At 27.8% G+C, this 21,852-nt stretch carries 26 protein-coding genes; 9 read left to right on the forward strand and 17 right to left on the reverse strand.

The window, feature by feature from the left end; all coding sequences use genetic code 11:
* Complete coding sequence (locus ACBT_RS07920) at positions 1 to 681, forward strand: YggS family pyridoxal phosphate-dependent enzyme (RefSeq protein WP_024776118.1); 681 nt, start codon at positions 1 to 3, stop codon at positions 679 to 681.
* A gap of 10 nt (positions 682 to 691) precedes the next feature.
* Here ACBT_RS07920 and ACBT_RS07925 read toward each other — a convergent pair whose 3' ends face one another.
* On the reverse strand, positions 692 to 901 hold the full coding sequence (locus ACBT_RS07925; RefSeq protein ID WP_024776117.1) for a tautomerase family protein: 210 nt from the start codon (positions 899 to 901) through the stop codon (positions 692 to 694).
* 93 nt (positions 902 to 994) lie between these two features.
* Here ACBT_RS07925 and ACBT_RS07930 point away from each other — a divergent pair, with 93 nt between their 5' ends.
* Positions 995 to 1,822, forward strand: coding sequence for a LysR family transcriptional regulator (locus tag ACBT_RS07930; protein WP_024776116.1), 828 nt, complete (start codon positions 995 to 997; stop codon positions 1,820 to 1,822).
* Positions 1,823 to 1,831: 9 nt separating this feature from the next.
* Here the strand turns inward: ACBT_RS07930 and trpC are convergent, their stop codons facing one another.
* From trpC to ACBT_RS07950, 4 genes are read right to left on the reverse strand one after another with little or no spacing between them, the layout of a single operon-like run.
* Complete coding sequence (trpC, locus tag ACBT_RS07935; RefSeq protein WP_024776115.1) at positions 1,832 to 2,623, reverse strand: indole-3-glycerol phosphate synthase TrpC; 792 nt, start codon at positions 2,621 to 2,623, stop codon at positions 1,832 to 1,834.
* Complete coding sequence (locus tag ACBT_RS07940) at positions 2,620 to 3,921, reverse strand: tetratricopeptide repeat protein (RefSeq protein ID WP_024776114.1); 1,302 nt, start codon at positions 3,919 to 3,921, stop codon at positions 2,620 to 2,622. The genes trpC and ACBT_RS07940 overlap by 4 nt, the downstream gene beginning before the upstream one ends.
* Positions 3,897 to 4,280, reverse strand: coding sequence for a YkgJ family cysteine cluster protein (locus ACBT_RS07945; protein ID WP_024776134.1), 384 nt, complete (start codon positions 4,278 to 4,280; stop codon positions 3,897 to 3,899). Before ACBT_RS07945 ends, ACBT_RS07940 begins: the two co-directional genes overlap by 25 nt.
* Positions 4,273 to 4,989, reverse strand: coding sequence for a tRNA1(Val) (adenine(37)-N6)-methyltransferase (locus ACBT_RS07950; protein ID WP_024776113.1), 717 nt, complete (start codon positions 4,987 to 4,989; stop codon positions 4,273 to 4,275). The genes ACBT_RS07945 and ACBT_RS07950 overlap by 8 nt, the downstream gene beginning before the upstream one ends.
* 141 nt (positions 4,990 to 5,130) lie before the next feature.
* Between ACBT_RS07950 and ACBT_RS07955 the strand changes: the two genes are divergently transcribed.
* Genes ACBT_RS07955 through ACBT_RS07970 form a run of 4 tightly spaced genes read left to right on the forward strand, consistent with a single transcriptional unit; the run spans position 5,131 to position 8,004 of the window.
* Positions 5,131 to 5,460: a 4Fe-4S binding protein gene (locus ACBT_RS07955; RefSeq protein ID WP_024776112.1), complete on the forward strand. Its 330-nt coding sequence runs from the start codon at positions 5,131 to 5,133 to the stop codon at positions 5,458 to 5,460.
* Positions 5,461 to 5,462: 2 nt separating this feature from the next.
* Complete coding sequence (locus tag ACBT_RS07960; RefSeq protein WP_024776111.1) at positions 5,463 to 6,593, forward strand: 2-oxoglutarate synthase subunit alpha; 1,131 nt, start codon at positions 5,463 to 5,465, stop codon at positions 6,591 to 6,593.
* 1 nt (position 6,594) lies between these two features.
* Positions 6,595 to 7,428: a 2-oxoglutarate ferredoxin oxidoreductase subunit beta gene (locus ACBT_RS07965; RefSeq protein ID WP_024776110.1), complete on the forward strand. Its 834-nt coding sequence runs from the start codon at positions 6,595 to 6,597 to the stop codon at positions 7,426 to 7,428.
* Between the two features lie 9 nt (positions 7,429 to 7,437).
* Positions 7,438 to 8,004, forward strand: coding sequence for a 2-oxoacid:acceptor oxidoreductase family protein (locus ACBT_RS07970; RefSeq protein ID WP_024776109.1), 567 nt, complete (start codon positions 7,438 to 7,440; stop codon positions 8,002 to 8,004).
* A gap of 28 nt (positions 8,005 to 8,032) precedes the next feature.
* On the opposite strand, the gene ACBT_RS07975 is transcribed toward ACBT_RS07970, so the two are convergent.
* A complete protein-coding gene (locus tag ACBT_RS07975) occupies positions 8,033 to 9,160 on the reverse strand; it encodes an iron-containing alcohol dehydrogenase (protein ID WP_024776108.1) in 1,128 nt (375 codons plus the stop codon).
* A gap of 96 nt (positions 9,161 to 9,256) precedes the next feature.
* Here ACBT_RS07975 and ACBT_RS07980 point away from each other — a divergent pair, with 96 nt between their 5' ends.
* On the forward strand, positions 9,257 to 10,432 hold the full coding sequence (locus tag ACBT_RS07980) for a MalY/PatB family protein (RefSeq protein ID WP_024776107.1): 1,176 nt from the start codon (positions 9,257 to 9,259) through the stop codon (positions 10,430 to 10,432).
* A 4-nt stretch (positions 10,433 to 10,436) separates the two neighbouring features.
* Here the strand turns inward: ACBT_RS07980 and ACBT_RS07985 are convergent, their stop codons facing one another.
* On the reverse strand, positions 10,437 to 11,198 hold the full coding sequence (locus tag ACBT_RS07985) for a competence/damage-inducible protein A (RefSeq protein WP_024776106.1): 762 nt from the start codon (positions 11,196 to 11,198) through the stop codon (positions 10,437 to 10,439).
* Positions 11,199 to 11,216: 18 nt separating this feature from the next.
* Positions 11,217 to 11,786: an adenylate kinase gene (locus ACBT_RS07990; RefSeq protein WP_024776105.1), complete on the reverse strand. Its 570-nt coding sequence runs from the start codon at positions 11,784 to 11,786 to the stop codon at positions 11,217 to 11,219.
* Positions 11,787 to 12,036: 250 nt separating this feature from the next.
* On the opposite strand from ACBT_RS07990, the gene ACBT_RS07995 reads away from it, so the two are divergent.
* Both ACBT_RS07995 and ACBT_RS08000 read left to right on the forward strand, forming a co-directional pair.
* Positions 12,037 to 13,254 carry an IS110 family RNA-guided transposase gene (locus ACBT_RS07995; protein WP_024774266.1) on the forward strand — a complete coding sequence of 406 codons (1,218 nt, stop codon included), beginning with the start codon at positions 12,037 to 12,039 and terminating at the stop codon, positions 13,252 to 13,254.
* Between the two features lie 294 nt (positions 13,255 to 13,548).
* Positions 13,549 to 14,190, forward strand: coding sequence for an adenylate kinase (locus tag ACBT_RS08000; protein ID WP_024776104.1), 642 nt, complete (start codon positions 13,549 to 13,551; stop codon positions 14,188 to 14,190).
* Positions 14,191 to 14,226: 36 nt separating this feature from the next.
* Here the strand turns inward: ACBT_RS08000 and ACBT_RS08005 are convergent, their stop codons facing one another.
* The 9 genes from ACBT_RS08005 to rpsE form a co-directional block, all read right to left on the reverse strand.
* On the reverse strand, positions 14,227 to 15,009 hold the full coding sequence (locus ACBT_RS08005; protein WP_024776103.1) for a metal ABC transporter solute-binding protein, Zn/Mn family: 783 nt from the start codon (positions 15,007 to 15,009) through the stop codon (positions 14,227 to 14,229).
* 26 nt (positions 15,010 to 15,035) lie between these two features.
* The gene (gene aspS / locus ACBT_RS08010; protein WP_024776102.1) at positions 15,036 to 16,787 is read right to left on the reverse strand and encodes an aspartate--tRNA ligase; all 1,752 of its coding nucleotides are present in this window, start codon (positions 16,785 to 16,787) and stop codon (positions 15,036 to 15,038) included.
* A gap of 42 nt (positions 16,788 to 16,829) precedes the next feature.
* A complete protein-coding gene (locus ACBT_RS08015) occupies positions 16,830 to 17,999 on the reverse strand; it encodes a hypothetical protein (RefSeq protein WP_024776101.1) in 1,170 nt (389 codons plus the stop codon).
* Positions 17,996 to 18,661, reverse strand: a complete 666-nt coding sequence (locus ACBT_RS08020; RefSeq protein WP_024776100.1) for a uracil-DNA glycosylase — start codon at positions 18,659 to 18,661, stop codon at positions 17,996 to 17,998. The genes ACBT_RS08015 and ACBT_RS08020 overlap by 4 nt, the downstream gene beginning before the upstream one ends.
* A gap of 87 nt (positions 18,662 to 18,748) precedes the next feature.
* Positions 18,749 to 18,967, reverse strand: coding sequence for a translation initiation factor IF-1 (gene infA, locus ACBT_RS08025; RefSeq protein ID WP_024776099.1), 219 nt, complete (start codon positions 18,965 to 18,967; stop codon positions 18,749 to 18,751).
* A 9-nt stretch (positions 18,968 to 18,976) separates the two neighbouring features.
* Positions 18,977 to 19,741 carry a type I methionyl aminopeptidase gene (gene map, locus ACBT_RS08030; protein WP_024776098.1) on the reverse strand — a complete coding sequence of 255 codons (765 nt, stop codon included), beginning with the start codon at positions 19,739 to 19,741 and terminating at the stop codon, positions 18,977 to 18,979.
* A gap of 1 nt (position 19,742) precedes the next feature.
* On the reverse strand, positions 19,743 to 21,005 hold the full coding sequence (gene secY / locus ACBT_RS08035; protein WP_024776097.1) for a preprotein translocase subunit SecY: 1,263 nt from the start codon (positions 21,003 to 21,005) through the stop codon (positions 19,743 to 19,745).
* 2 nt (positions 21,006 to 21,007) lie between these two features.
* Complete coding sequence (gene rplO, locus ACBT_RS08040) at positions 21,008 to 21,406, reverse strand: 50S ribosomal protein L15 (protein WP_024776096.1); 399 nt, start codon at positions 21,404 to 21,406, stop codon at positions 21,008 to 21,010.
* Positions 21,407 to 21,410: 4 nt separating this feature from the next.
* A complete protein-coding gene (rpsE, locus tag ACBT_RS08045; protein WP_081754494.1) occupies positions 21,411 to 21,851 on the reverse strand; it encodes a 30S ribosomal protein S5 in 441 nt (146 codons plus the stop codon).
* Position 21,852 lies beyond the last annotated feature (1 nt).

Below are 21,852 nucleotides of genomic sequence, written 5' to 3' on the forward strand. Positions count from 1 at the left end.
ATGGATAAATTAATAGCAACAAGAAATCTAGATAACTTAATAACAAAAGTTGAAGCAGCAAGGCTTAGAGTATCTGAACATCATATAGTTAAAATTGTAGGTATTTCAAAATATTCAACATCAGAAGATATTAGAACTTTATATGAAGTTGGTCAAAGAGCGTTTGGAGAAAATAAAGTTCAAGATTTAAAAGAAAAAAGTTTAGCTTTAGAAGAATTACCAATTGAATGGCATTTTGTAGGAACTCTACAAAAAAATAAAATAAATAATCTTATTGATTTAAATCCTACGTTAATTCACTCTCTAGATTCTTTAGAATTAGCTATTGAATTAAATAAAAAACTTGAATCTAGAAATAAAAAATTATCTGCTCTACTTCAAATAAATTCAGCTTATGAAGATACAAAATCGGGTGTTTTACCAGAAGTTGCAATCGAAACATATAGAGAAATACTTGAAAAATGCCCTTACATAATTTTAAAAGGTGTTATGAGTATTGGAGCTCATGTAGAAGATGAAAATACTATTAAAAAATCATTCCAGACTACTAAAAGAATATTTGATGAATTAGTACCACTAGGTGCAAGATACTGTTCTATGGGTATGAGCAGTGATTTTGAACTTGCAATTGAGTGTGGTTCAAACCTTATCAGAGTTGGATCAACACTTTTTAAAAATTAAGAGCAAATATTTACTTTTGCTCTTCTCTTATTTTTGTTATAGTTTTACCACCTATAGCGTAATTATCTGTATTAACCTCATCTATTATTACAACAGTTGAATTTTGACCTCTATTAAATATTTTTACAAAAGCATTTGTAAGCTCTTTTGCTAGTTCCTCTTTTTGTTCTTTTGTCGCTCCTCCATCTTCATGTGTCATTTTTACATTTATTAGTGGCATTATTTACTCCTTTTTTAAATTAAGTTATACTATCATTAAAAGCGATAATATGTCAAATATGAAATTGATATTAGTAATATAAGGAAAAGTGATATGGATTCAAATTTATTAAAAGTTTTTGTAGAAGTTGCAAATGAAAAAAGTATTTCTAAAGGTGCTCTAAATTTAGGATTTGCCCAATCTAATGTAACTTCAAGAATACAACAACTAGAAAAATCTCTAGGAGTTTCTCTTTTTCATAGAGTACCAAAAGGTGTTATATTAACTACTGAGGGTGAAAAATTATATTCATATGCAGTGGAAATTGTAAAAAAAATTGAACTTGCAAATTATGAAATGCAAAATATAAATCATCAAAAACATCTAATAATTGGTTCAACAGAATCAAATGCTAGCACTAGATTAATACCTTTTCTACTAAAACTTAATGACGATTTTCCAAATATGAATTTAGAATTAATTACAAATACAACAAAAGAAACAATTAAAAATGTTTTAAATTATAAAGTTGATATCGCTTTTATAAGTGGTGAACCAAAAAATGATGAGTTAATAATTTTAAATAAAATAGATGAAAATATTGTTTTAGTTGAACCAAAAAACAGACCAGCAACTAATACATTTTTATCTTTTAAAAATGGTTGTGCTTACAATGAATATGGTCAAAATTATTTAAAAAATATTTTAAATGAAGATTATAAACATTTAGAATTTGGTAATTACGAAACTATTTTAGGATGTGTAAAAGCTGGTATGGGAAAAAGTATCTTACCTCTTAGCATAATAGAAAAGTTAAATTATAAGAATGATTTAAAACTTACAAAAATACCAAAAAGTATCATAAATATACCAACATACCTTGTTTGTAGAAAAGATTATATTCCTAGAATTAAAGACTATTTAGAAAACTTTAAATTCTAGAAAATTAAATTAGTTCAAAGCATTTTTAAATTTTTTTAATTCTTCTTCAATACTTGGAACCCTCATAAAATGTTCACCTATTAAGAAAGCATCTGCCCCAATTGAACTTAAATTTTTTATAACCTCAACATCACTAACACCAGATTCTGCGACAATTATTTTTCCATTTGGAATAAGAGGAATTAATTTTTCACACAAAGTCATATCCATTTCAAAAGTTTCAAGATTTCTATGGTTAATACCTATTATATCAGCTCCACTTTTTATCGCTTTTTCTAAGTCTTCTTTATCATGAATCTCAACCAAAACTTCTAATCCAAGAGTTCTTGCATAAGTATAAAGATCTTTTAGCTCTTTTGTACTAAGTGATTTAGCTATTAATAGTATAAAATCTGCCCCATAAACTAATGCTTCTAAAATTTGATATTTATCTAAAATAAAATCTTTTCTTAAAAGTGGAGTTGGCACATATCTTCTGATTTGTGTCAAATACTCCAAATTACCTTGAAAATAATGAGGCTCAGTTAAAACTGAAATTGCATTTGCTCCATTTTTACTATATTCACTTGCAATAAACAGTGGATCAAAATCTTCTTTAATAATACCTTTACTTGGACTTGCCTTTTTAACTTCAGCAATAATCCTAATTGGTTCATCTTTTGTACTTTTTAAGTATTTTTTTACATCTCTTGGCATATATGGATTTGAAGATAAGCTTCTTCCTAGCATATCAAAAGGAAGTTCAGCTTTTCTTCTTTCTAAATCTTCTCTTGTTCTTTCATTTATCTCATCTAATATCACTTACACTCCTTAATTTTTTCCCAATGAACTCTAATTTCTTCATCTTCAAGTCCAACTTCATCAACAATTTTTTTCATAAGTTCATAAGCTGTTTTACAATTTCTAAGCTTGTATTCTCCCCAAGCTAAAGTATCCAAATACGCTATATTTTCAGGATCCTGTTCTAAAGCTTTTTTTACTAAAACTAAACCTCTATTTACATCTAAATCAAAATCTATTAATAAATATGCCAAAAAGTTTTGATAAATATGATTGTTTGATGTTTGTAAAACAACTTCTAATTTATCAATAACACTTGGAACTATCTCTTTTTTATTTGTTGCCATATCAAATTGAACAATAGCAAGCTCTGCTAAAACTTCTTTATTTCCACTTTTTTCATAAATATCTTTTAATAAACTCATAGCTTTTTCAGGATTATTTGTTGCTCTATAAGCTGAAACTAAAATTTCATCTTTTTCGTTATTAGCTTCCCAAAATTTTATTATGTTTTCTTTTTTTACATATTTCCAAAACAGTGTTTTTGTATTATTTAGTTGAAGCTGTGAATCATTGTTCTTATAGTAAAAAAACATCTCTTTTAAAAGATCTTCAATTTTATTTTCTTCTTTTAAAATTTCATAAAAAGATACTAATTGCAAAGATAAATTAAAATCATAATCATATTTCTTTAAATTATTCTCAAGTCTATTAACAGCATCATTTTTTCTATTTAATTGAAAAAATTCTAAATTAGAAATAGTTCTTAAAGTATTTGTATTAGGTGCTATAATAAAAGCTTTATAAAAATTATCATATGCCTTTTGATACTCTTTTTGTGTTAAATAGATTGTTGCTAAAACATCGTAATTCAACTCATTAGGATACAACTTAACTAACTTATCAGCATTTTTAACTGCATCATCTAACTTATCAAGTTTTAACTGTGCAAAACTATAAAGTCTTAATAATATTTCTTCTTCTTTTATGTTCGATTTTAAATATTTTTCTATTGCAGCTTCAACAAAAGGATAATCTTTTAGCTGTGTTGCAAGAGAAACTGAACTTACTAAATACTCATATTTGTTTGTATGTTCAAAAAGTTTAAAATAAACATCTCTTGCTTCATAATAGACTCTTTCATTTTCCATTTCTAAAGCATACATTATATAGAAATCTTCCAATTCAAATGGCTTAGTTTCTACTTTATCAAATACTCTATCATTTGTTTTAGTAGTTTCTAAATTTTTTGAAACACAAGCAGTAAAAAGTGCTGCTACTAAAAAACCAACAATTAAATTTTTTTTATTCCAGGGCATTCTTCATATACCTCATTTTCATTTGTTTTAAAATAATCCCAAAAAGGAAAAGTTCTACATTGAGTAGGTCTTGCTTCATAAATCATACATTCTTTCTTTTCTAAATTGAAAAAACAACAAGCAAAACTATCTTCACCTAATTTTATCTCTTTTATACTATATTTATACCCTACTTTAAAAAGAACTTTCTCTTTTAAATCTTCAGTACTAATATTTAAGTATTTTGCTAAAGTTTCTATCTCATTTTTATTTATCCAAATATAGCCACTTTCACCAATACAACAATTTCCAGCACAACTTTCACAAGCTTTTGGATTAAAAGCAAAATTGTAGCCGTCTTTTCTTATTAAATTACTCAAATTCAACCTTTATACTATGAGTTCCTGCTTCTTTATAAATATTTTGTACACTTTGTGTAAATTCTCCACTCTCATCAAATGCAATTAGAGGTTCAAATATTCTAACTAAAGATTTAGAATCTTTTTTAGCATGAATCATAACCAATGTCGCTTCTTTTGTACTTTTTGGATGCAAAAATTGAATAGATTCAAGATTAAATTTAAATTCATTTAAATATAAAATAATCTCTGATAATTGCTTACAATCATAGCAAAAAAAGAATTTCCCACCATTTTTTAAAATTTGAGAAGCTTTCTTTATAAAATCTTTTAAAGGCATAAAATCATTATATCTAGCAATTTTTATATTTTCATTTTCACTTTTTATAACATTTGAATGATAAAAAGGAGGATTTGAAACACAAAAATCAAATTTTTTATCAAAATCAAACTCTAAAAATGAGCCTTTGTGCATTTTTGAAACAATATTATTTGTAGATGCATTTTTTTGAGAAAAAAACTGAAAAACTTCTTGAAGTTCTACCTGATTTAAAGAAAGTTTGTTAAATTTCTTAGCTAGTAATAACCCTAAAATACCACTTCCACTTCCAATATCTAAAAGTTCGCCATTTATATTCTTATATTTTTCTAAATTTTTACAAATAAAATTAAACAAAAAATGTGTATCACTATTGTAACAATAACCATTCTGAGGCTGATATAGTACCAAAAAGCTTCCTTTTTTAAAATCTTTAGATTATATCAAAAATATTTATAGTTTTCTTTTAATAAAATAAGCAAAAATATTGTACTATTACTAGCATAAATTATAAAATTTATAAATTTTAATTATATTTAATGAAGGAAAATTATGTCAAATATTGAGGCTCCTTTAAATACACCTGTATGGGTTGATGAGAGTAGATGTAAAGCTTGTGACAGATGTGTTTCTGTTTGTCCTGCTGGAGTATTGGGAATGAGACAAGATATTCACTCGACTTTAGGTTCTATGGCTACAGTTGTACATCCTGAAGCTTGTATTGGATGCAATGATTGTGAGTTATCATGTCCAGATTTTGCAATTTTTGTAGCAGATAAAAAAGAATTTAAGTTTGCAAAATTAAGTGATGATTCTAAACAAAGACAAGAAAGAATTATAAAAAATAGTTATAAAATTTTAGAAGAAGATAAAAAGGTTTAATTATGGCAAGAGAGTTAATATCAACAGGAAATGAATTAGCAGCTCTAGCAGCTGTTGATTCAAAATGTGAATTTTTTGGTGGGTACCCTATTACTCCATCAAGCGAAATAATGCATTCACTATCATCAAAACTTCCTGCAATTGGTGGAGTTTGTATTCAAATGGAAGATGAAATAGCTGGAATTTGTTCTGCACTTGGAGCAGCTATGAGTGGTAAAAGAGCTATGACAGCATCTTCTGGACCTGGAATTTCTTTAAAATCTGAAAACTTAGGTCTTGGATATATTGCTGAAGTTCCACTTGTTGTTGTAAATGTAATGAGAGGTGGACCTTCAACTGGACTTCCAACAAGAGTCGCTCAAGGAGATATCTTACAAGCAAAAAATCCAACACATGGTGATGTGAAATCTATTACATTAATGCCTGGAAATTTAACAGAGTGTTACACAGAAGTTGTACGTGCATTTAATCTAGCAGATAGATTTATGCAACCTGTTTTTGTACTACTTGATGAAACAATTGGTCATATGGCAGGTAAAGTTAATTTACCAGATTTAAATGAAGTTGAAGAAAATAGAGTTTATAGAAGAAAATTTGATGGTGATAAAAAAGATTATCTCCCTTATGGAGTTAAAGAGAATGAACCTGCTATCTTAAATTCTATGTTTGAAGGTTATAGATATCACTTTACAGGTCTTCATCATGGTCCAACAGGTCATCCAACTGAAGATGGTGTTGTTTGTGATGCTTTAATGAAAAGATTATTCAAAAAAGTAGAAGATTTTTCAAATGAATTAGAGTCAAACGAAGAATATATGTTAGATGATGCTGAAGTATTAATCATTGCGTATGGTTCTGTTTCTCTTGGGGCTAAAGAAGCTGTAAATCGTCTAAGAAAAGAAGGTATAAAAGCTGGTATGTTTAGACCAAAAACAATTTGGCCAAGCCCAGAAAAAAGATTAAATGAACTAGTAAATAAATTTGAAAAAGTTCTTGTAGCTGAGCTCAATATGGGACAATATACACAAGAAATACAAAGAGTTAGTGGAAGAAAAGATTTTGATACTCTTTTAAAAGCAAATGGAAGACCACTTTCTCCACTTGAAATAATAGAAAAAGTAAAAGGAATGTAATATGGCTTTTAACTATGATGAGTATTTAAGAACAGATAAAATGCCTACACTTTGGTGTTGGGGATGTGGTGATGGAGTTATATTAAAAGCTGTAATTAGAGCTATTGATAAGCTTGGATGGAATATGGATGATGTTTGTGTAGTTTCAGGAATTGGTTGTTCAGGAAGATTTAGTTCATATATAAATTGTAATACTGTACATACTACACATGGAAGAACTTTAGCATATGCAACAGGTATAAAACTTGCAAATCCAACAAAAAAAGTTATAGTTGTAGGTGGAGATGGTGATGGTCTTGCTATTGGAGGAAATCATACAATTCATGCAGCTAGAAGAAATATTGATTTAACATATATTTTAATTAATAACTTTATTTATGGACTTACAAACTCTCAAACAAGTCCCACAACTCCAAAAGGTATGTGGACTGCTACAATGGAGAGAGGAAATATTGATCCAACATTTGATTCTTGTAAATTAGTTGAAGCAGCAGGTGCTAGTTTTGTTTCAAGAGAAACTATGATAGATCCAAAAAAATTAGAAAGAACTTTAGTAAAAGCTCTTGAACACAAAGGTTTTTCATATGTTGAAGTATTCTCAAATTGCCATGTAAATTTAGGAAGAAAAAATAAAATGGCAAGTGCAACTGCAAACTTAGAATGGATAGATGAAATAAGTATTGCAAAAACTAAATTTGAAATGCTTGAAGATGACCAAAAAGTAGGAAAATATCCAACTGGGATTTTAAAACAAGATGAAAATGCACTTGAATACTGTGAAGCTTATGAAAAAGTAAAAGAAGCTCACAAAAACAAAACTATGGTAGAGCTGTAAGGAAATAATATGTCAAGTAATAGAACTTTAATGAGATTTACAGGAGTTGGTGGACAAGGAGTTCTTCTTGCAGGAGAAATTTTTGCTGCTGCAAAAATAAATAACGGTGGTTATGGTTTAAAAACAGCAACATATACTTCTCAAGTAAGAGGTGGACCAACTGTTGTTGATATAACACTTCAAGATGAAGAGATAATCTATCCTTATGCAAATGATGGGGAAATAGATTTTATGCTATCAGTTGCACAAATATCTTTTGATTTATTCAAAAATGGTGTAAAAGATGGTGCAACAATTATAATTGAACCAAACTTAGTAAGACCAAGCGAAGAAGATAAAAAGAGATGGAATATTATTGAAATTCCTATTATTACAATTGCAAAAGAAGAAGTTGGAAATGTAATTACTCAATCAATTTTAGCTTTGGCAATTGCAAACTATTTTACAGGTGAAACTATTCCAAAAGAAGTTTTAAGAACTACGATGCTTTCAAAAATTCCTGCAAAACTTCATGATATGAACAATAAAGCCTATGATTTAGGTTATAAATATGCCAAAGAGGCTGATAACAGATAAGTTAAAATTAGGGTAAAAAACCCTAATTTTATATAGCATTTTTTAAAATTTCTTCTAAATCTTCTTTTGAATACTCTTCTTGAAAACTTAAGTTTTCTACTATGTCTTTAAAATTTTCAACCCCTAAAGAGAATTGTTTAAGTTTTGTTGGTGTTCCTATTTTATTAAACCAATTTTCTAAAGCTTCTATTCCTTCTAATGCACTATTTTTACCAAAAAGCTCTTTTGCAAATCTTATAAATTGAGCCTCATTTTTCTTATAATACCACTTCATCCAAGCTGGCATTACAACCGATAGCCCTGCTCCATGAGGTACATTATATAATGCAGATAAAGAATGTTCTATCATATGGTTAGGAAATGAAACCCCTGAAGTTCCAACCGTTGTAGTTCCATTTAAAGCATTTGTTGCAGCCCATGCAAAATCACCTCTTGCACTATAATCTTCTGGATTTTTTAATAAAATTTCTGTAGTTTCCATAACAGTTTTTATAATATTTTCTACTTGTCTACTCATATAAGTTGGTTGTATTTTTGCTGTAAAATATCCTTCAATACAGTGAGCAATAATATCAGCAGCCGAATATACTAAATAATCCTTTGAGACACTTTTTTGAAGCTCAGGATTTATAATCGATACTTTTGGGTAAACATGAGGTGACCAAATAGAATCTTTGTGTTTTGTTATTTCATTTGTTACAACAGCATAACCATTCATTTCACTTCCAGTAGCTGCTAAAGTTATAATATCAAATATAGGTAAAGCTTTTTCTATTGTTTTCTTTCCACCAAAAAAATCCCAAACATCCCCATCATATAAAGTTCCAACAGCTATTGTTTTAGAACTATCTAATACAGAACCTCCACCAACACTTAAAATAGCCTCTACATTCTCTTTTTTTGCAATTTTTATAGCCTCTTGAACTGTACTTAAAATAGGATTACTAATCACTCCTCCAAATGCTATATATTCAATATTATTTTCATTTAGACTATTTGTAACAACATCAAAAAGCCCATTACTTTTTATTCTTTCACTTCCATAAACTAATAAAACTTTTTTAAGTCCTGAATCTTTTATAAACTTTCCTATTTTTTTCTCTTTTTCTTTTCCAAACTCTATTTTTGTTGGATTATAATAAATAAAATTTTCCATAATTTACTCCAATATTTTCTTTAATTTTATCTAGATTATTCTTTAATTAATAATATAAATAATCTTGTATAATAAAGCTTTAAAAGAGGAAATATTATGAAATACAATTTTGACAAAATTATAAATAGAAAAAATACAAATTGTTATAAATGGGATACAACTAAAGAAGATGTGCTTCCAATGTGGGTTGCTGATATGGATTTTGAAGTTGCACCAAAAATCATTGATAGTATTATAAAAAAAGCTCAACATGGAGTTTTTGGTTATACAATGATTCCAAAAGAGTATTATGAAGCAGAAATATATTGGTGGAAAAAGAAATATAACTTTGAGATAAAAAAGGAGTGGATTGAGCCAACAACTGGAGTAATTCCTAGTTTAAGCTCAATCATTCAAACATTTTGTGAATCTGGAGATAAAATTTTAATCCAATCTCCTGTTTATCACTATTTTAATATTTCTATAGAAAATAATAACTGTGAAGTTTTAAATAACAATTTAATCTATGAAAATAATAATTATAAAATAGATTTTGAAGATTTTGAAAATAAAATAAGAAATAACAAAGTTAAACTATTTATTTTATCAAATCCACATAATCCAGTTGGAAGAGTTTGGAATAAAAATGAATTAAAAAAAATGGGAGAACTTTGTTTAAAATATAATGTGCTTGTAATAAGTGATGAGATTCATAGAGATTTAGTTTATAAGAATTACTGTTATACTCCTTTTGCTTCAATCTCTGAAGAATTTTTACAAAATTCTATAACTTGCACATCAGCTAGTAAAACTTTTAATATTGCAGGTCTAAAAGCTTCAAATATAATAGTTGCAAATAAAAATTTAAAAGTAAAGTTAAATAAAGTTTTAAATAGAAATGAAATAAAAAGTCTTAATATATTTGGAATAGATTCTCTAACTACTGCTTATCTTCACTGCGAAGATTGGCTAGATGAATTGTTAATCTATCTTGAAAAAAATAAAGATTATTTAATTGATTATATAAAAAAAGAAATTCCAGAACTTGAAGTAGTAAAACCTGAAGCTACTTATCTTTTATGGATTGATATTTCAAAATTAAATATTAGCTCTACAAAACTAGCAAACAAATTAGAAAATATAGGAAAAATAAGAATAATTTCTGGCGGAACATTTGGAAAAAATGGAGATAATTTTATAAGAATAAATATAGCTTGTCCACTTAAAACTTTAAAAGATGGTTTAAATAGATTAAAAAATGGAATTAATCAAATTAAAACTTTAGAAAACTAAAGTTTTAACTTATTTCATTTATATCTTTTAATACATACTCTTTATTGTTATTTATACAAAAATCTGTAAATATTTGGAAATATTTATCTATTTCTTCTTTATTGTATCCATTTAAAGATATTACGACTTTTCTATCATTTCCAATAATTTTTGGTAATGATGAAAAGTTAATATTCTCAGGTAACTTTTTCATACTATCAATTAAATCATTTTCACTACAATTTATAGTTATTGTTTTTGTATATTTTTGTTCTTTAGATTTTGGATATAACTTATCTAATGCTTCAATAACCATACTTTGACTCATAGATGGAAATCCTGGAGTAAAAAAATATCTATCTTCTAAATAAAACCCTGATACATCATTTATTACATTTTTTAGAAGTTTCGCGTTTATTGGTAAATAAGCCATATTTATTCTGTGAGGATAAGCATCTTCTTTAAATCTATTTATAATTTTTTGTTTTGCTTCTTCATGAAATTCTAAATTACCATTTGTAAAAGCTTTTGCAGCTACTTCTCTTGTAAAATCATCTGGCGTAGCACCTATACCACCAAAACAAAACATAACAGAATTCTTATCTGATTTTATTAAATTAAAAATATTTAACATAAGTTCTGGATCATCTTCAATCACAAATGAAGCTTTATGTTCCCAACCACGTTCTAAAAGTTGTTGATTTAAAAATGAGAAATGTGCATCTTTTCGACGACCATTCAAAAGTTCAGTTCCGATTATTACACTATAAAAATTTATTTTATTCATACTGAAAAAACTCTTTAATTAAATTCTTGATTGAATATATTCATCCATTTCATTCACAATTTCTTCTATCATTCTTTCACCATTAATTTTCTTAAGAAGATTTTTTGATTCATAAAATCTTTGAATATCAGCTAATGGCTCAATATAAACTTTCATTCTATTATTAAACACTTCAACCTTATCATCAGCCCCTCTTGAACGCCCTATAACTCTATTTTTTGCAACTTCTTCACTTACAACAACTTCTATACAATTTACCAATTCAACTTCATTTTCTTTTTCTAAATATTTATCAAGCTCTTCCATTTGTTCAATACTTCGTGGATAACCATCTATAACTATAACATCTGTTGGAGCATTTTTTATAGCAGTAAGAATTGTTTCAATTGCAATAGCAATAGGAACTATATTTCCAGCTTTAATATATTTATCAATTATCTGTCCTCTTTGACTTCCACTAGCAACTTCAGCTCTAAACATATCCCCAGTAGAATAGTGAGTAATATTTTCATGTTTTTTTGCTATAAGCTCAGCATCTGTAGTTTTTCCACTACCAGGAGCTCCGATAATTAAAAATAGTTTTTTCATGTATTTCCTTCGTATAATACATTTATCAATCAAAGTTTAAAATATTGATTGAAGTTCTATGAAACTCATAGCTCTCACAAAGGCTAATAATAAACAAGTTTTTTTCCTTTTAGGATTTAAATACCTACATATAAAACGTCTTGTGTTAGCTTTATTAAATCATCTATAGGATGCTCGGGAGAAAAATATTTTCTACCTGTTATAACACGAAGCTATGAGATTTTAAACTATCACATTATGGAGGATTATTATGTATTATGTTGGAGTTGATATTGCTAAAGACAAACACTATGTTTGTATTTTAGATGATGCAAAAGAGTTAGCTTGCAAACCTTTTTGGATTTATAGTGATATATTAGGATTAAGAGAACTACTCAAACGATTAGCTGAACTATCATTAGATATGAATGACTTTATTATTGGTATAGAATCAACTGGAGCATTTAGTGAAAATTTCTATAGTTATATTACTGATGCAGATTATAAAGTAATACTTTTAAATTCTTATCAAACTTCTAAGTATAGAGATTTCTCTACTCTTAAAAAGATTAAAAATGATTCAATAGATGCTTATGTTATTGCTGAATTACTTGCTAGTGGTAAATACAAAGCTAGTTATATTAGCAATGAAGATTATCACAATTTAAAAGTTTTAAATCGATTAAAAAAATCATTAGATGATAAAATAAAAACTATTAAAAGAGAGATAACAACTGTTGTTGCTACTGTTAATCCAGAGATTGAAAAAGTATTTCCAAATATCTTTACCAAAACTGCAATAGCGATCATTAAATCTTACCCAACCGCAATGGATATTTCAAAAGCTACGCCAGAAAAGCTAACTAAGATTTTTCGACATATCAAAGGTAATAGCTTTAATCTTGAAAAAGCAAAATATCTTATAGAACTTGCTAAATCTTCTATTTATACAGGTCGTGCAAATGAATCTAGAGCTTTAATGATCAAGACTAATATTAAGATATTAGAGCTTTATATTCAAGAAAGAGATGAAGTTGAAGAACAAATTCAAATTCTTATAGACAATCAACTTGATGATGATTCAAGTAATATTGAAAATCTTAAATCAATTCCTGGAGTATCTAATAAAACTGTTACAGCAATATTAGGAGAATGTGGAGACCTTAGAAGATTTGAATCAGCTAAAGCTTTCATAGGTTTTTTAGGTCTATATCCAACTTTATATCAATCAGGTAAATCTTTATCAACTGGAACTTTAGCTAAAAGAGGAATACCCATAGCTAAACATGCTCTTTATATGGCAGCAGTATCAGCTGTTAGACATAATAACGAACTTCATAAACTTTTTAGAGACAAAGTATCATCTGGTAAATCCAAAAAAGAAGCATTGATAATTATTGCTAAAAAATTAGCATCTATTATCTATTCTCTTTTTAAATATAACCAAGCATATAATCCATATAGAGTACTAATCCAACATAAAAAGTAAACTTGTTAGTTTAACACTTGTGAGAACAATGAGTTTTCATAGAACTTTGACCAAAATGTATTATTATTTTTAAATTTGATCATTTGAACATTTCAAAAAATGCTCAAAAAATCAAACCATAAAGCACGCCTTAAAAAATAGCCTAGTCGTTTAAGCTATTCTTTATAGGATGGTTTTATTTTTCGAGGATTTATTGTATCAAAAATCATTTAAATTCTTTATCTACTTTAATTATCTTATCTACTATTAAATGCTTTTTATATACAATACACCAAAAAAGTGTAAGGACAGAATATGAATTTAATGCTATTTGGAGCACCAGGTGCAGGTAAGGGAACACAAGCTAAGTTCTTAATTGAGAAGTATAATATCCCTCAAATATCAACTGGAGATATATTAAGAGCAGCAATTGCTGACAAAACTGACATGGGTATGGAAGCAAAAAAATTTATGGATGAAGGAAAACTTGTTCCAGATTCTACTATTATTGGTATTATTAAAGATAGATTAGCGGAATCAGATTGTAAAAATGGTTTCATTTTAGATGGTTTTCCAAGAACATTAGCTCAAGCAGAAGCTTTAAATGAATTAATGGAAAGTATGAAAATATCTTTAGATAAAGTTATATCTTTAAACGTTCCAGATGAATTAATTGTGGGAAGAATTACAGGAAGAAGAGTTTGTTCAAAATGTGGAGCATCTTTCCATGTAGAATTTAATCCTTCAAAAGAAGAAAATATTTGTGACTACTGCGGTAGCGAATTAATCATTAGAAAAGATGACAATGCTGAAACTGTAAAAAGTAGACTTGAGGCATACCACTCACAAACTGCACCATTAATTGATTTTTATACAAAAATGGGCTTATTTATCGAACTTGATGGTACAAAAGATGTATCTGATGTAACAAAAGATATGATAAACGCACTTTCTTAAAAAACTTATAAGAGCTAGTGAAAATTTACTAGCTCTTTATCTTGTTATACTGTTAGCAAGGTTAATTAAATTAGTTTCCCAATCTTCATTAAAGATATCATTCTCAATAGGTTTCGCTTTTAAACTTTTAGCTAAAGTATTTGCCAACTTTTCATCTTTTGAATAACAATACAAAAGTTTATTTATATCTTTATCTTCATAAGTTTTACTTAAATCTTTTAATTCGTTTGTACTAAAAGCTTTTTTATCTTTCTTAATAACTTCTAACCTAAATCTATTTGCAAAATAATCCCAATAATTTTCAATTGCATAAAAACTATTAACCTTGCTTTTGTTTAAATTTTGTAAAATTGTTAGAAAAGTTTTATCAATTTCATTTAAAAGTTCTTGATAATTTTTTTTATAGAAATCTTTATTTCTTTTATCAACTTCAATTAATGATTCAAAAATATTTTTAGCTATATCTCTTGTGGCGAAAGGATCTGTCCAAATATAAGGATTTGAATCTATTTTTTGAATATTTTTAGATAAATCAATAATAGATATAGCACTATTTTTGTCTTTTAGAATTTTTGCATAATCTCTTTCAATATTCAAACCAAAATGAAAAAATAATTTTGAACTTGAAAGTTTATTCAATGCAGATTTAGGAATCTCTATATAATTATCAGAGTATCGGTGAGTTATTTCATATACTTCTACCTCATTTTTCCCAATTTTTTTAACAAATTGAGTCTCCAGAGGGAAGTATGTAGTTACTTGAATTTTAGCAAATAAAAAAATAGGAAAAGCTAATATTAATAATAATTTCTTAACCATATTCTTTTAATTCTTATCTATTTTTATTAGATTTCTGCTTGTTTTCTTACTCTAATATGTAACTCTTTTAATTGAGCTTCATCTACACTTGAAGGTGCTTGAGTTAATAAACATTGTGCTTTTTGAGTTTTTGGGAATGCTATAACATCTCTTATAGAATCTGTTCCAGCTAAAAGCATTATCATTCTATCAAGACCCAATGCAAATCCACCATGACTTGGTGCTCCATATTGTAATGCATCAAGTAAGAATCCAAACTTCTCTTTTGCTTCTTCTTGGCCAATTCCCATAAGTTCAAATACTTTACTTTGAATCTCTTCTTTATGAATTCTTATACTTCCTCCACCAAGCTCAGTACCATTTAAAACAATATCATAAGCAATTGATTCAATTTCTTCTAAATCTTCTTTATTTAAGTCTTTTGGCATTGTAAATGGATGGTGTAAAGCTTTCGTTCTTCCATCTTCAACTTCAAACATAGGGAAATCTACAACCCATAAAAATTCATATTTATCAACTGGAACAATATTCATTTCATTAGCTAAGAATAATCTAAATCTTCCCATATAATCCCAAACTGTTTTTTTATCTCCTGCTCCGAAGAATACAACATCACCAACTTCAAGTTCAGTAACTTTTACAATCTCTTCTAAATTAGCTTCTGAAAAAAATTTAGTTAATGGACCTTTTAATCCATCTTCTTTCATTTGGAAATATCCAAGACCTTTTGCACCAAATTTTCTTACATAATCTTCAAAACTTTTCATTTGTCTTTTAGAAAAAATATTATCTCCATTTGGACATCTTAAAGCTTTAATTCTATTATTTTTTTTATCTTTTGCAATATCAGTAAAAATTTCATTTGTTGATTTTTCAAAAATATCAATAACATCAATCAATGGCATACCAAATCTTAAATCTGGTTTATCACTACCATAATTTTCCATAGCCTCAGAATATTTCATTCTTCTAAAAGATGACGGTATATTTTTACCACATTTTGTAAATATATCATAGATTAATTTTTCAGCAACACCTATAACATCTTCTTGAGTACAAAAACTCATCTCAACATCTATTTGAGTAAATTCTGGTTGTCTATCCGCTCTTAAATCTTCATCTCTAAAACATTTTGCAATTTGGAAATATCTATCAAATCCAGCAACCATTAAAAGTTGTTTAAATAATTGTGGAGATTGAGGTAATGCATAAAATTCTCCAGGATGAACTCTTGAAGGAACTAAATAATCTCTTGCTCCTTCTGGAGTTGATTTTGTAAGAATTGGTGTCTCAACATCTAAGAAACCAAGTTCATCAAGAGTATTTCTAGCTTGAATAGTAGCTTTACTTCTAAGTTGGAAAATATCAAAAGATTTTTTACTTCTTAACTCTAAAAATCTATTTCTTAGTTTAATTTCATCATTTACCTTTTCATCATTTATATCAAAAGGCATAGCTTTACTTTTGTTTTCAATAACAAGATTCTCTAAAATAATCTCGATTTTTCCAGTCTCTAAATTTGGATTTTCTAATCCTTCTCCTCTAGCTCTTACTGTTCCTGTAGCTATTAAAACATACTCATCTCTAACTGTTTCAGCTACACTTAAAGCATCTTTACAATCTTGTGGATCAGCAACAAGTTGTACTAAACCACTTTTATCTCTTAGATCTATAAAAATAATCCCACCGTGGTCTCTTCTACTATTAACCCATCCAGCTACTGTTACTTTTTGTCCTATTAAATTTTCTCTTACACTACTACAATAATGTGTTCTCAAAATTAATCCTTTTTCTAAATAATTCGCGATTTTATCTAAACTCTACTTAATTTCTACAAATCCAAAACTTGTACTTTTGTAAAGTCTTGGCATATAAATAGCTTCATTATTCTCTATTTTTGTAGGGATTAAATTGCTATTTCCATCTACTAAATAATTAACTCCTACTAAAGTTGAATAGTCAACCCAAGAGAAATTCAAATCAGCACCCATAGAATTAATTTCATCTTTTAATTTTTTATCAACTTCACCTATTGAATTAGCAACAATCAATTTTTTTCTATCTTCATCTTGCGTTAAAGTTAATAAATTTAAATCATAAATAGCTTGTGTCCCAAAAATAAATGCTGGAGAAACATCACTAGCTCTTAATTGAGACAATACTAAAGCACTTTTTACAATATCTAAATTTAAATACAAACTTGAAGCATTAAGACCTCCAACTACTCCTTTGAAGTTCTTTTCACTATTCTTAATTTCTCTTTCTATACCACTAGAAACTACATTGTTGTAAGCTTTTTTTATGTTTCTACTTAAATATGTATCTTGATAAAATAATATATTATTTCCATTTGAATAATAACTTAATTTTTTAAGTTGTTCTTCGTATGAGATTGAACCAAAAATTAAATTATCATTATTTTCTAAACTATCTTTTTTTTCTATTAATGGAAGATAAACTTTAAAATCTGAATTTACAACTTTTGATAAACTATTTATAGCATTTGGTGAAAAAAGAGCAATTACTTTATTAATATTTTTATCTCTGATATTAGAAAAAGCATTTTGTATGGTATCAAAATTTTCATTACTTGTTTCAATAACCGTTAGGTTATATTCTAAGTTTTTAAAAGCAAGATATCCAGCAACAGTATTAATAGAACTCTTTGCATATTTAGAAAGAGATGCTGGATAAACAAAAGCTAAATTAACATTAGCTTTTGTTGTATCAATATTACTGAATTTCTCATTTGGTTCAAGAACTTCATTACTACTTCCATTATTGTTAATAATTTGTTCTTTTATATCTGTTTCCATAATCTCAACAGGAGTAAATTCTTCTACTACTGTAACCTTATCTTCTTCCATTTTTGGAGTAGATTGTTTAACAACTGGAGCTTTTTGTCCTGGCATTTTTAATTGAACAACTTGCTTTTGGTTACAACCTAAAAAAGCAAAAACTACAAAAAGTAAAACTAATATCTGTCTCAATTTAACTCCTCTAAAAACTGTTTTATATTTAACATATCAAAGTAAGTCTCTTTTTTATATGAAGGATTTCTTAATAAGAAAGTTGGTGAATAAATAGGTATTAATGAAATATCATTAAACTTTAATATCTTTCCTCTATTTTTAGCAAACTCACCATTTTTCAACAAAAATGAATAAGCTTTTTCGCCTAAAACTACTATTATCTTAGGGCTAATTAATTCTATTTGCTTTAATAAATAGTCATTACAAGATTCAAAATTTAAATTTGTTGCACCATTTAAAGATTTACACTTCACCAATGATGTAATATAAACATCCTCTTTTTTCATATTTAAAACATTCTCTATCATTTTAGATAAAATTTCACCACTGTTGCCAACGTAAAAAGAATTTAATTCATCTTCACTAGAAGTTGGTTCATCTTGAATAAACATAATTTTACTCTTTGGATTTCCAAAACCAAAAAGTACATTCTTTCTACTTTTTGATAATTCACATAAGTAACAATTAGTACATACTTCATTTAGTTCAGCAAAATTATTTGGTAAATTCTGATTTCTAACGTCAAAACTACCTATATCAAACTCATCGTGATACTTATATCCAAATGATTTAAGATTGTGTAAATATTTTAAAATTTGATTCTTAACTTTAATTGTCATAAGAGATTTTACAAAAAATATACTTTAGTATTATTGATTTAAAAAAAGATTATTAAATAAGGAAAAATCCTTATTTAAAATAGATACCTATTTGTATCTGTGAGTAATTCTACCCTTATCTAGAGAATAAGGTGTAATTTCTACTTTTACAGTATCGTTTGGTAAAATTTTTATGTAGTGCATTCTCATTTTTCCTGAGATATGACATAAAACTACATGTCCATTATCCAATTGAACTCTAAACATTGCATTAGGTAAAGCTTCAACAACTTTTCCATCAACAACAATTACATCATCTTTTGCCACATTTGTTCCTTAATTTTCCGTTTTACTTAAAATAACTGCTCGTCCATCAACTACAGCAACTGTATGCTCATAATGACTCCCTCTTAAACCATCAGCTGAAACAACATCCCAACCATTTTTAAGAATAACAGGGTTTCTATCTTTTTGACAAATCATTGGTTCTATACAAAAAACCATTCCATTTTTTATTTTTGGTCCAGATTTTATATTTCCATGTTCCAAGTAATTTGGAATTTCAGGATCTTCATGTGGTTTTCTTCCAATACCATGTCCACAAAATCTAACTAGTGGCTCATATCCTCTAGCAACAATAAAATCCTCAATAGCTTTTGATAACTCTTTAAATCTCATACCTTCTTCAATTATATCAATAGCATAATATAATGAATCTTTAGAACAAGCAATTAAATCTTCATCTTTTTTAGAGATTTTTCCAATAGGCATAGTAATAGCACTATCACCATACCAGCCATCAACTTCAGTTCCAATATCTAGTCCTAAGATATCACCTTCTTTTAAAACAACATCACTTGGAATTCCATGAATGATTACTTCATTTAAAGATGTACAAATAGCATTTGGAAAACCATATAATCCTTTAAAAGATGGTCTTGCACCAAGGTTTCTAATAAATTTTTCACCCATTGCATCAACTTCTTTCAAAGTCATTCCTGCTTTTACATTTTCTTCTAGATATTTAAGTGTTTTTGCAACAACTACATTAGCAACTTTAAGTTTTTCAATCTCTTGCGGTTTTCTAAGAGCGATAGACATTTTATAGTCCAACCGCACTTAGAGTTTGATATTTATTCATATATTGTTGAGCTTCAATTTTTCTCATTGTATCAATAGCAACTTGAACAACAATTAAAACAGATACTCCTCCAAAATAGAAAGGTACACCCATAGCTTTAACTATTAACCATGGAAGTGTAGAAATTAATCCCATATAAATAGCACCCCAGAAAGTTAATCTCCCAGCAACACCATTTAAAAACTCAGCAGTACTAGCCCCTGGTCTCACACCTGGGATAAATCCACCTTGTTTTTTTAGATTTTCACTAATATCTTTAGCATTAAATGTAATAGATGCATAAAAGAATGCAAAGAAAACTACAAATAAAAACATAAAAATATTAAATGTATATGAACTAGGATTCATATAATCTGCAATTACCATTAAATATTTATTTTGACTACCTTGTAAGATTGTCGAAGGAAACATTAAAATAGCACTCGCAAAAATTGCAGGAATTACTCCACTTAAATTAACTTTAATAGGAATATAATTCATAACTCTCTTACTTTGGTTCTGCATAATTACTTTTCTTGAGTAAGAAACAGGAACTCTTCTTTCACCTAATTCAACATAAATAATAGCTCCAACAGTAGCTAAAATAACTAGTAAAATACCAATTACAGTTAAGAAATGCATTTGCCCATTATTTACTAAATCAATAGTCCCACCAATAGCACTTGGAATTGCTGAAACAATACCTGCAAAGATAATTAAAGAAATACCATTTCCAATACCTCTTTGAGTAATTTGCTCACCTATCCACATTAAAAGCATTGTTCCAGTAAGCATTGAAATAGCTGAAACTGCTATAAATGTATTCATATCAATAGAAATAGCACTTTGTCCATTTTGACCTGTTAAAGAATTTAATCCAATTGAAACACCTACAGATTGAATAAGAGTAATTACAATTGTTGAGTATCTGATAATTTGCATATATTTTTGCATACCATCTCTCTCTTTTTTCATTTTACCAAGTGTTGGGAAAGTAGCTGCTAGTAGTTCCATGATGATAGAAGCAGTAATGTAAGGCATAATTCCTAGTGAAATAATACTTAGTCTTTCAACAGCATTTCCACTAAACATATTTACAAGACCTAATGCATTGTTTGCATTTGAATCAAAAAATTCCTTAACTACATTTATATTAACTCCAGGTACTGGCACGTATGCCAGTAACCTGTAAAGAAGAATAAAACCTAATGTAATAAGAATCTTATTTACTAGATCTTTACTCATAATTAATTTCCAGTAGTTGTAACGTTTTCGTCTTTAATCTTAGCACTTAAATTTTTAGCTGTTGCACCAATAAGTTTTACTTTTACAACAGATTTTGATAATTTGTATACAGATTTGATTGTTTCAACTGTAATTTCTGGTAATTCTGCGATAGCAGTAACTTTTTCAACGTTAATTGAATATGGTTTAACTACTCTAGAAACAAATCCAACTTTAGGAAGTCTTCTTGCAAGTGGTTGTTGCCCACCTTCGAATCCTCTTTTTACATTGTATCCAGATCTAGCTTTTTGACCTTTATTACCTTTTCCAGCAGTTTTACCGTTACCGCTTCCTTGACCTCTACCTTTTCTTTTAGCAGCTTTTGTGCTACCACAAGCTGGTTGTAAATTTTCTAATATCATCTAATTATCCTTTTATTCTTGCAAGAGCTTCAACTGTAGCTTGTACAAGGTTATTTGGATTGTTTGAACCTAAAGATTTTGCAATAATATCTTTAACTCCAGAAAGCTCAAGAACAGGTCTTGCAGCTCCTCCAGCAATTAGTCCAGTTCCTTCTGAAGCTGGTTTTAATAAAATTTTACTTGCATTATATTTGTGTTCAATATCATGTGCTATAGTAGTACCTTTAATAGAAATAGTAACTAAGCTTTTGAATGCATCATCTAACGCTTTTTTAATTGCATCAGGAACCTCTTTAGCTTTACCAGTTCCAAATCCTACTGTTCCGTTTTTATCTCCAACAACAACTAAAGCTGTAAATCTGAATCTTCTTCCACCTTTTACAACTTTTGTTACTCTTCCGATTTTAACGATTGCTTCTTGAAAATCTTCTCTATTTACTGCCATC

The sequence above is a fragment of the Aliarcobacter cibarius genome, assembly GCF_013372265.1.
In the GTDB taxonomy this organism is placed as follows: Bacteria; Campylobacterota; Campylobacteria; order Campylobacterales; family Arcobacteraceae; genus Aliarcobacter; species Aliarcobacter cibarius.

Excerpts from the sequence above, each read along its gene's own strand:
- map (WP_024776098.1), bottom strand. The coding sequence starts at position 19,741 with ATGTCTATCGCTCTTAGAAAACCGCAAGAGATTGAAAAACTTAAAGTT.
- rpsE (WP_081754494.1), bottom strand. The coding sequence starts at position 21,851 with ATGGCAGTAAATAGAGAAGATTTTCAAGAAGCAATCGTTAAAATCGGA.
- ACBT_RS08020 (WP_024776100.1), bottom strand. The coding sequence starts at position 18,661 with ATGACAATTAAAGTTAAGAATCAAATTTTAAAATATTTACACAATCTT.
- ACBT_RS07960 (WP_024776111.1), top strand. The coding sequence starts at position 5,463 with ATGGCAAGAGAGTTAATATCAACAGGAAATGAATTAGCAGCTCTAGCA.
- ACBT_RS07955 (WP_024776112.1), top strand. The coding sequence starts at position 5,131 with ATGTCAAATATTGAGGCTCCTTTAAATACACCTGTATGGGTTGATGAG.
- ACBT_RS07940 (WP_024776114.1), bottom strand. The coding sequence starts at position 3,921 with ATGCCCTGGAATAAAAAAAATTTAATTGTTGGTTTTTTAGTAGCAGCA.
- secY (WP_024776097.1), bottom strand. The coding sequence starts at position 21,005 with ATGAGTAAAGATCTAGTAAATAAGATTCTTATTACATTAGGTTTTATT.
- ACBT_RS07930 (WP_024776116.1), top strand. The coding sequence starts at position 995 with ATGGATTCAAATTTATTAAAAGTTTTTGTAGAAGTTGCAAATGAAAAA.
- ACBT_RS07975 (WP_024776108.1), bottom strand. The coding sequence starts at position 9,160 with ATGGAAAATTTTATTTATTATAATCCAACAAAAATAGAGTTTGGAAAA.
- ACBT_RS07980 (WP_024776107.1), top strand. The coding sequence starts at position 9,257 with ATGAAATACAATTTTGACAAAATTATAAATAGAAAAAATACAAATTGT.
- ACBT_RS07995 (WP_024774266.1), top strand. The coding sequence starts at position 12,037 with ATGTATTATGTTGGAGTTGATATTGCTAAAGACAAACACTATGTTTGT.
- ACBT_RS07965 (WP_024776110.1), top strand. The coding sequence starts at position 6,595 with ATGGCTTTTAACTATGATGAGTATTTAAGAACAGATAAAATGCCTACA.
- ACBT_RS07990 (WP_024776105.1), bottom strand. The coding sequence starts at position 11,786 with ATGAAAAAACTATTTTTAATTATCGGAGCTCCTGGTAGTGGAAAAACT.
- ACBT_RS07925 (WP_024776117.1), bottom strand. The coding sequence starts at position 901 with ATGCCACTAATAAATGTAAAAATGACACATGAAGATGGAGGAGCGACA.
- ACBT_RS07920 (WP_024776118.1), top strand. The coding sequence starts at position 1 with ATGGATAAATTAATAGCAACAAGAAATCTAGATAACTTAATAACAAAA.
- ACBT_RS08005 (WP_024776103.1), bottom strand. The coding sequence starts at position 15,009 with ATGGTTAAGAAATTATTATTAATATTAGCTTTTCCTATTTTTTTATTT.
- ACBT_RS08000 (WP_024776104.1), top strand. The coding sequence starts at position 13,549 with ATGAATTTAATGCTATTTGGAGCACCAGGTGCAGGTAAGGGAACACAA.
- ACBT_RS07985 (WP_024776106.1), bottom strand. The coding sequence starts at position 11,198 with ATGAATAAAATAAATTTTTATAGTGTAATAATCGGAACTGAACTTTTG.
- rplO (WP_024776096.1), bottom strand. The coding sequence starts at position 21,406 with ATGATATTAGAAAATTTACAACCAGCTTGTGGTAGCACAAAAGCTGCT.
- ACBT_RS07970 (WP_024776109.1), top strand. The coding sequence starts at position 7,438 with ATGTCAAGTAATAGAACTTTAATGAGATTTACAGGAGTTGGTGGACAA.